Origin of the sequence: Streptomyces sp. NPDC058697, assembly GCF_042715345.1 — a bacterium.
In the GTDB taxonomy this organism is placed as follows: domain Bacteria; phylum Actinomycetota; class Actinomycetes; order Streptomycetales; family Streptomycetaceae; genus Streptomyces; species Streptomyces liliifuscus.
The window spans coordinates 135,954-143,401 of record NZ_JBHXSU010000009.1; the positions used below are offsets into that span (position 1 = coordinate 135,954).

At 71.1% G+C, this 7,448-nt stretch carries 6 protein-coding genes and 1 pseudogene; 1 reads left to right on the top strand and 6 read right to left on the bottom strand.

Annotated elements, in window-relative coordinates; genetic code table 11:
* Window positions 1–381: 381 nt before the first annotated feature.
* From ACFWXQ_RS22670 to ACFWXQ_RS22695, 6 genes and pseudogenes are all read right to left on the bottom strand, one after another.
* Window positions 382–1,554, bottom strand: coding sequence for a lipid-transfer protein (locus ACFWXQ_RS22670; RefSeq protein WP_383956050.1), 1,173 nt, complete (start codon window positions 1,552–1,554; stop codon window positions 382–384).
* Window positions 1,555–1,655: 101 nt separating this feature from the next.
* A pseudogene (locus ACFWXQ_RS22675) lies at window positions 1,656–2,036 on the bottom strand (MaoC family dehydratase); the annotation flags it as partial.
* A gap of 17 nt (window positions 2,037–2,053) precedes the next feature.
* Window positions 2,054–3,133, bottom strand: a complete 1,080-nt coding sequence (locus tag ACFWXQ_RS22680) for an acyl-CoA dehydrogenase family protein (protein WP_383956053.1) — start codon at window positions 3,131–3,133, stop codon at window positions 2,054–2,056.
* Between the two features lies 1 nt (window position 3,134).
* Window positions 3,135–4,154 carry a bifunctional MaoC family dehydratase N-terminal/OB-fold nucleic acid binding domain-containing protein gene (locus ACFWXQ_RS22685; protein WP_386268969.1) on the bottom strand — a complete coding sequence of 340 codons (1,020 nt, stop codon included), beginning with the start codon at window positions 4,152–4,154 and terminating at the stop codon, window positions 3,135–3,137.
* Window positions 4,151–5,407, bottom strand: a complete 1,257-nt coding sequence (locus ACFWXQ_RS22690; protein WP_383957431.1) for an acyl-CoA dehydrogenase family protein — start codon at window positions 5,405–5,407, stop codon at window positions 4,151–4,153. Before ACFWXQ_RS22690 ends, ACFWXQ_RS22685 begins: the two co-directional genes overlap by 4 nt.
* Window positions 5,408–5,647: 240 nt before the next feature.
* Window positions 5,648–5,959, bottom strand: coding sequence for a hypothetical protein (locus ACFWXQ_RS22695; protein ID WP_383957417.1), 312 nt, complete (start codon window positions 5,957–5,959; stop codon window positions 5,648–5,650).
* 383 nt (window positions 5,960–6,342) lie between these two features.
* Here ACFWXQ_RS22695 and ACFWXQ_RS22700 point away from each other — a divergent pair, with 383 nt between their 5' ends.
* Window positions 6,343–7,215, top strand: a complete 873-nt coding sequence (locus tag ACFWXQ_RS22700; RefSeq protein ID WP_383957419.1) for a bifunctional DNA primase/polymerase — start codon at window positions 6,343–6,345, stop codon at window positions 7,213–7,215.
* Window positions 7,216–7,448 lie beyond the last annotated feature (233 nt).

The following is a 7,448-nucleotide window of genomic DNA, read 5'->3' on the forward strand; positions in this document are numbered from 1 at the left end:
TCCGCCGGCAGTAGCCCGGACCCCGGAATGATGCGGGAGTAGTACGACCGCACTCCACCAGCGCTCCCGGAGGGTACGCCGGAGCACTCGCCGAGCGCGAAAGCAAGCGCCTTGGGCTGCGCCGGGACCCGGCCGAGGCCGCGCTGACACCGCCGACACCGCCGGCACTGCCAGTACCGCCAGCACCGCGCTGAGACCGGGCCGACGCATACGGGGAGTCGCGTACGGCGGGTCGCAACGGTGGGTGACTCAAGTGACGAACGACGGCCCCGCTCCGGCCGCACGGCCTGGACATACACCCCGCTCGGCCCGGGCACGCACCACGGTCACCCGCTTCGCCCGACCCGGACAAGCGCCCCGGCCATCCGCACCGCCCCAGCATCAGCCCCGATCGTCCGAGCCCAGGATCAACCCCGATGTGGGGACGCCCGTCCCCGCCGTCACCAGTACGCGGCGGGCCCCCGGTATCTGGTTCACGGACGTGCCCCGGAGCTGTCGTACGCCTTCCGCCACACCGTTCATCCCGTGCAGGTACGCCTCCCCGAGCTGCCCCCCGTGCGTGTTCAACGGCAGCCGCTCCTCGGCGACGAAGTCCGCGGCCTCGCCCGGCTTGCAGAACCCGAACTCCTCCAGCTGCGTCAGCACGAACGGTGTGAAGTGGTCGTACAGGATCCCCACGTCTATTCCGGCCGGCGTCAGCCCGGACGTGCGCCAGAGCTGCCGTGCCACCACGCCCATCTCCGGCAGCCCCGTCAGGTCGTCCCGGTAGAAGCTGGTCATCTGTTCCTGAGCGCGTCCCGCGCCCTGGGCGGCCGCGGTGATCACGGCGGGCGGATGCGGCAGGTCACGCGCCCGCTCCACCGAGGTGACGACCAGGGCCTGACCGCCGTCGGTCTCCTGACAGCAGTCCAGCAGCCGCAGCGGCTCGACGATCCACCGCGACGCGGCATGGTCGGCGAGGGTGATCGGTTTGCCGTGGAAGTACGCCGCCGGGTTGGTCGCCGCGTACTTCCGGTCGACGACCGCGACCTGCCCGAACGCCTCGGGCGTCAGTCCGTACGTGTGCAGATAGCGCTGAGCCGCCATCGCCACCCAGGACGCGGGCGTGAGCAGTCCGAAAGGCAGCGACCAGCCGAGCGCCGCGCCCTCGGCCGACGGCTCGCGCCGCTGCACCCCCGAACCGAATCTCCGTCCCGACCGCTCATTGAACGCCCGGTAGCAGACCACCACCTCGGCCACGCCCGTGGCCACGGCCAGAGCCGCCTGCTGGACGGTCGCGCAGGCCGCGCCTCCGCCGTAGTGGATCCGCGAGAAGAAGGACAGCTCGCCCATGCCGGCCGCCTGGGCGACGGTGATCTCCGGGCTAGTGTCCATCGTGAACGTCACCATCCCGTCCACGTCGGCCGGTGTGAGCCCCGCGTCGTCGAGCGCGGCCCGCACCGCCTCGACGGCCAGCCGCAGCTCGCTGCGCCCCGAATCCTTGGAGAACTCGGTGGCCCCGATCCCGACGATCGCCGCCCGCCCGCCGAGCGCGTCCCTCGTCCGTACGCTCATGGCCGACTCCCCGCCTCGTGGACCACGGCGCTCTCGGCTCCCTCAAAGCCCTCAGCTCCACGGGCCCCATCGGCCCCACCGGCCCCATCAGCACCATCGGCTCCGGGGACAGTGACCGTGACGGTCCCTGTGACATGTCTGCCGATGCCGTTGGCCCCCACCACCCTGACCGTCGCCGTGTCGCCCTCGACCTCCTCCACCGTGCCGGTCAACACCATCGTGTCGCCGGGGTAGTTGGGCGCACCCAGCCTGATCGCGACCCTCCGCAGCACGGACCGGGGTCCGAACCGGTCCGTGATGTAGCGCCCGACCAGCCCGTTGGTCGTCAGGATGTTCATGAAGATGTCCGGCGAACCCTTCTGCCGCGCGAGCTCCGCGTCGTGGTGCACGTCCTGGTAGTCCCGCGACGCGATCGCCCCGGCGACGATGAGCGTGCGGGTGATCTCGATCTCCAGCGGCGGCAGGGCGTCCCCCACCCGCACCGGCCCGGCCTCGGTGTTCACGCGCCTCCCTCTCCGTGCACGATCAACTCCCCCAGTTCCTGGAGCACTTCGCTCCCGCATCCCAGATACGCGTCCAACTGCCGCCCCCACAGGAAGTGCCGGTGCACGGGATGGTCGAGGTCGGCCCCCGTACCGCCGTGCAGATGCTGGCCCGCGTGCACCACTCGGGACCCCGCCTCCGACGCCCACCAGGCCGCGGTCAACGCGTGCGTGGCGTAGTCCAGCCCCTCGTCCCGCCGCCAGGCCGCTTCGTAGGCCGTGACCCGTATCGCCTCGGTGTCCATGTACGCGTCGGCCGCCCGGAGTTGTACCCCCTGCTTGGTCGCGAGCGGTCTCCCGAACTGCTCGCGGGTGTTGGTGTGATCGACCGCCCGGGCCACCGAGCCCGCGCACACCCCGGCCTGCAGCCCCGCGAAGGCGGTGCGCGCGGTGGCCAGTACGTCGTCGTACGCCCCCTGGCCCGCCACGCCGGCGTCGGAACCACCCAGCCGCCCGCCCACCCGCTCGCGCCCGCCCAGCGGCTCGCCCGGTGTCCCGTCCAGCGTCAGCCGTCCCGCCGACCAGGGCGCTGTCAGCTCGACGGGCTCGCACCGCGCGTCGACGGTCCGTACGAGCCACAGGCCGTGCTCGTCGTCGGCGACGAGGACGTGCGTGGCATCGCGGAGCCACGGCACCACGGGGACCACACCGCTCAACTCCCCGGATCCGCCCGCCCGTACGGCAGCTTCGGGCAGGGCGCCGGTGACGACCACCGTCCCGTCCCCGATCGCGGGCAGCAGCCGCTCCCGCTGCTCCGCCGAGCCATGGGCCGACACCGCCAGCAGCCCGTACACACAACTCGCCGCGAAGGGCACCTGGGCCGTGGCCCGCCCCTGTTCCTCCAGCAGGAGCACCAGGCCGAGGAGCCCTATGTCCTCGACGGCGGCCGGCAGCCCGGCCTCGCACAGCGCCTTCCACAGCTCGGCGTCGCTGCCGGTGCCCGCGGCTGTCAGCCGCTCGTGGGTGGACAGGTCGCCGAAGATCCGCGCAGCCAGCTCGCGGGCCGCCGCCTGCTCCTCCGTGGGCGTGAAGTCCATGTCAGCCCCCGCTCCTCTCGACGGCCCGGAAGACCGGCAGCTCCAACTCCTCGTCCACCTGCTCGAACTCCAGCCGGACCGGCATCCCGATCCGCACCCGGTCGTGCGGCACTCCCACCACGTTGCTGATCATCCGCACGCCCTCGGCGAGCTCGATCAGCCCCACCGCATACGGAGGGTCGAAGGCCGGGAAGGGCGGATGGTGCATCACCACGTACGAGTAGACGGTCCCCTCGCCGCCCGCCTCGACCGTGTCCCAGTCCGGGCAGCCACACGCGTTGCACCCCGGCAGCCAGGGGAAACGCAGCGTCCCGCATCCGTCGCAGCGCTGTATGAGCAGCTGGTGCCGGGACACGCCCTCCCAGAAGCCGGCGTTGTCCCGATTGACGACAGGGCGGGGCCGCTTGGGCGGTGGGACCTCGGCAGCCACCGCTGTCTTCGAAACCGCAGCCGCCCCCTCCGCCTTCGGTGCACTCCTTCTCCGGACCGCGGGCACGTACTTCAGGATCCGGAACCGGTGTGTCCCCACTGTCCGGCCACCCACGCGGACATCCATCCGAGTCGTGACGAAGTACCCCGTGCCCAGCTTGGTCGTCTTGCGCTCGGAGACCGACTCGATCACCGCGTCGAAGGTGATCGCGTCCCCGGGCCGCAGCGGCCGCAGATACTCCTGCTCGCAGTCGGTGGCGACCACCGAGGTGTACCCGGCGTCGTCGAGCAGCCCGAGCAGTTCGTAGTACGCCTCGGAACGCCCCGCGTGCCCGGAGAGGCCCCCCATCGTCCACGCCTGGAGCATGGTGGGCGGCGCTGTGGCGTCCGCCCCCGCGTACGCCGGGTTCGTGTCTCCCATCGCCTCGCACCAGTGCCGGATCATCGGCTCGTTGACCAGGTCCTTGCCCACACCCCCGACTGCCGCCGCCTGGCCCTCGTACGCCTTCGCCCGCGCGAACACGTCCTCGTACTCGCCGCCCCCGCCCAGAGCCGTCGCCCCCTCCGCGCCCTGAACCTCCCGCTCGCTCATCGCCGCCCCCTGGTCATCCCGAGCCGCATGGTCGCCACGATCTCCCGCTGCACCTCGCTCACCCCGCCCCCGAACGTGTTGACCTGAGCCGCTCTGTTCATCCGCTCCAGCTCGCCGTCCCCGAACACACCCGGCGATCCGGAACGGACCAGCGCGTCCGATCCGACGACTTCCTGACACATTCGGTACACCGCGACCGCCGATTCGGTTCCCACCACTTTCACGCCGCTCGCATCGCCGGGTGCCAGCCGGCCCGCCCCCACATCACCCACCAAACGCCAGTTGAGCAGGCGTGTTGCCGTCAGCCGGGCATGCACTTCGGCCAGCCTCGACCGCACCCACGGCTCGTCAACCCTGCGCCGACCGGTCACTGGATCGGGTGTGCGGGCGGCAGCCAGTGCGGCCGCGTAGAAGTCCTCGGCCTGCATGCCGATCGCCGCGAGCGCGACCCGTTCGTGATTGAGCTGATTGGTGATGAGCCCCCAGCCGCCGTTCTCCTCACCGACGAGGTTGGCCGCCGGGACCCGGATACCGTCGTAGTAAGTGGCTGTCGTGGTGAGCCCGCCCACCGTCGCGATCGGCGTCCACGAGAACCCGGGGGCGTCGGTGGGCACGAGCAGGATCGAGATCCCCTTGTGCTTCGGCGCGTCGGGGTCCGTACGGCAGGCGAGCCAGATCCAGTCGGCCTGCTGGGCGTTGGAGGTGAACACCTTCTGCCCGTCGACGAGCCAGTCAGCGCCGCCACGCGGAGTCGGCCACCCTCCACGCCCGGCACCGCCGGGGCTCTGCTCGCCCGCAGGGCTGCTCTCGCCCTCCACCCGCACGGCCCGGGTCCGCAGCGACGCCAGGTCCGTCCCCGCGGACGGCTCGCTGTACCCGATCGCGAACACGAGTTCCCCGCGCAGGATCCGCGGCAGGAAGTAGTCCTTCTGTTCCTCGGTCCCGTACTTCATGAGCGTCGGCCCGACCGTGTTGAGCGTGACCATGGAGACCGGAGCGCCGGCCCGGTAAGCCTCGTCGAAGAAGACGAACTGCTCGTCGGCGCCGCGTCCCTGACCCCCGTAGGCGACGGGCCAGCCGAGCCCCAGCCACCCGTCGGCACCGATCCGGCGCAACAGCGCCCGCTGCCGGTCCGAGGCACCCGGCGCAACAGGGTCCCCAGGCACCGGCGGTCCGTCCGGCATCAGGTCCCGGAAGTACGTACGGAGTTCGGCGCGCAGTCGTCGCTGGCGCTCGGTGGGGGCGAGATGCACGACGACGGCCCTCCCGGACCTCGTACGAACAAGGGTTTCTGACTGTCCGTCAGATGAGTGGGACTGTCAAGGTCACGGACCTCGACCGCCGGGGTCACGATCGCCCGCCCGGCATACATGCGGAAACGTCTGCGCGGCGGCACCCAAGTGCCGCCGCGCAGACGTGTTACCACCCCACAAAGCACCCCACTGAGGAGGCGTACGACCGCCGGGGGTCTCCAGTCCCCGGCAGCCGCCGGCTCACCAGAGCTCGGTGAAGTTGACGGCGATGTTCTCGTTCGACTGGTCGATGGCCGTGAACGCGGAACCGTTCACCTGGGCCGTGTTGCTCTGGTTCGAGGCACCGGAGCCGACGGCCTGCTGCTGAGTCGTGGACGAGGTCCCGTAGTTGTCGCCACCGACACCGCTGCCGACGACGTTCGCCACGGCCGCGTTCGATCCGTTGTCCGCGAAGGCGCCGTTGTCGGCCGCCGCAACGCCCGTGAAGAGGGCGGCGGCGAGCGGCAGGGCTGCCGCGGCGGCGAGAAGGCGGGCGGTACGGATGCTTGCCATGTCTTTTCCTCCAGAAGCGGAAGTTCGCACCGGCCAGGACCGGCTGAGTACGGCTTGTTCCAAGGCAGTTGGCCGACCGCCTCGGTGTCTGTCACAACGTCGCGAGATCAGAATTGCCCACCGAATCCCCGGCGAACCACCCCGGAAGGCACTATTCGCTCGCAAGCGTGAGGACATGTCGATAAACCCCCTTCACGCGACCAAAACCGCAGATCAGGGCGGCGCGGGCGACTCAATCCCATACGCCGCAAGGGACGAAGCGTTCCGGCACCTTTTCAGCCAATCCCACGGGGCCGGTTTCCACCCCTCCCGGCCCGGCCCTCCTTCACCCCACCCCCGGAGCACCTCTTCCCTTTTTCGAACACTCGTACGAACATGGAGTCATGGCCACCATCGACCGGCAGGCCACGACGCTGGCCCTCGCACACGCCCTGTCAGCCGCCGAACGCGGACTGGCCGTCATCCCGCTGTCCCGAACCAAACTTCCGGCACTGCGCTCCCCGCACCGCGACGACCCCACGGCCCCGCTCTGCCACGGCGAGTGCGGCCGCTTCGGACACGGGGTGTACGACGCCTCGATCGACCCCATACGCATCCGAGAGCTCTTCGCCGCCGCTCCCTGGGCCACCGGCTACGGCATCGCCTGCGGGCTGGACCCGCATCGCCTGATCGGCATCGACCTCGACACCAAATCGGGTACGGACTCGTCCGCGGCGCTCCGGGAACTGGCCCTGCGCCACCTGTTCACGATCCCCGAGACGGTCGTCGTGCTGACCCCCAGCGGCGGCCGCCATGTCTGGCTGAGTGGCCCGCCCGACGTCGTCGTCCCCAACTCGGCGGGCCGCCTGGCACCCGGAATCGACATCCGCGGCGCCGGCGGCTACCTCGTGGGCCCCGGCTCACGCACCGAACACGGCGCCTACAGCACGGCCCCGGGCACCGCCCACCTGGCACCCGCCGCCTGCCCGCCGTCCCTTCTGCAGCTCCTCCTGCCGCCGCCGCGCACCGGCCGCCACGCCGCCGGCCCCGCCTCGGCGGGCCAACACGGCCAGGGCCTCGTCCAGTTCGTCCTCGCCGCCCACGAAGGCCAGCGCAACACCCGCCTCTTCTGGGCCGCCTGCCGCGCCTACGAGAACGGCCTCGGCCCGGACCTCACCGAAGCCCTGGTCGACGCCGCCGTCCGCACCGGTCTCACCGAACGCGAGGCCCGCTCCACCATCACCTCGGCATCCCGCATGACAAGGCACCGCCCGTAGCCCTGCGGCAACCGAAAACGGCCCTCCCTAGGAGCCCAGAAAACCGAGGAGAACCGCAAAACAACCACTCACGCGCGCGTGCACCCCAAAAACACCTACGCACCGCCAACAGCAAGACAGGGGCGCCCGGGGCCCGGCGGGGGGCGGGGGCCCCGGGGCCCCGGCGGGCGGGGGGGTGGGGGTTTTTCACACCGGCACAAACCGGGGGCGGCGGGTTTGATTTAGATTATGGG